At 47.9% G+C, this 708-nt stretch carries 1 protein-coding gene and 1 pseudogene; both read right to left on the bottom strand.

From position 1 onward, the window contains the following. A pseudogene (locus tag QVP35_RS16620) lies at positions 1 to 136 on the bottom strand (23S rRNA (guanosine(2251)-2'-O)-methyltransferase RlmB); the annotation flags it as partial. An 11-nt stretch (positions 137 to 147) separates the two neighbouring features. Then, on the bottom strand, positions 148 to 708 hold a 561-nt coding region (locus tag QVP35_RS09030), incomplete at its 5' end, for a potassium channel family protein (protein ID WP_288187842.1).

Raw genomic sequence — 708 nt, 5'->3', positions numbered from 1 at the left:
CCCTCTGCTCTTCCGGAATCTCCCGGAAAATTCGAAGGCCCTCAGCCACAAATAATCCGGTTCTTTTCCTCTCCCTGGAACTTTTTTTAAGCTTTATCACCTGTCTGATCTGCTTATTCTGTACCGTTGTAATCATAAGTTATTCCTTTATCTGAGCTTGATTAAGTCCTCTTTATTCCCGATGACGATCAGGCTGTCACGTTCATTCAGAATCTGATCGGGATCCGGCGCTCCGTTAAAGTCCTCGCCGCTGTGAATCGCCACTACATTGATGTTGTATTTCCCCCGGATGTCCAGCTGGCGCAGATTTTTTCCGACCCATCCCTTTTTCAGGTGAATCTCTACAATACTCGTCTTTGAGGAAAGGTCAAAAAGATCCATCACTTTCCCGCTGACCAGATTGTAGGCAGTCCTTGCTCCCATCTCTTCTTCCGGATATACCACCTCATCGGCACCGATCCTTTTGAGTATCTCTCCTTTCAGTCTGCCATCGGCTTTGGCGAGAATATACGGAACTCCGATCTCTTTAGCAATCATCAAAGCCATCACACTGGCCTCCAGACTCTCCGCGGTAGCAATGACAAGCCCATCCATTTCTTCCAGACCGATACTGTTCATCACCTCCATGTCCGTAACATCCGCACAGACTGCGCAGGTGACATAATCAACAATATCCCGGACCAATTCTTCCTTCTGATCCACTGCCAG

Source organism: Anaerostipes sp. CAG:276 (assembly GCF_000432215.1).
Classification (GTDB): domain Bacteria; phylum Bacillota; class Clostridia; order Lachnospirales; family Lachnospiraceae; genus Anaerostipes; species Anaerostipes caccae.
Note: the sequence above shows the minus strand (reverse complement) of the source record. Positions and strands in the feature narration are given on the sequence as shown.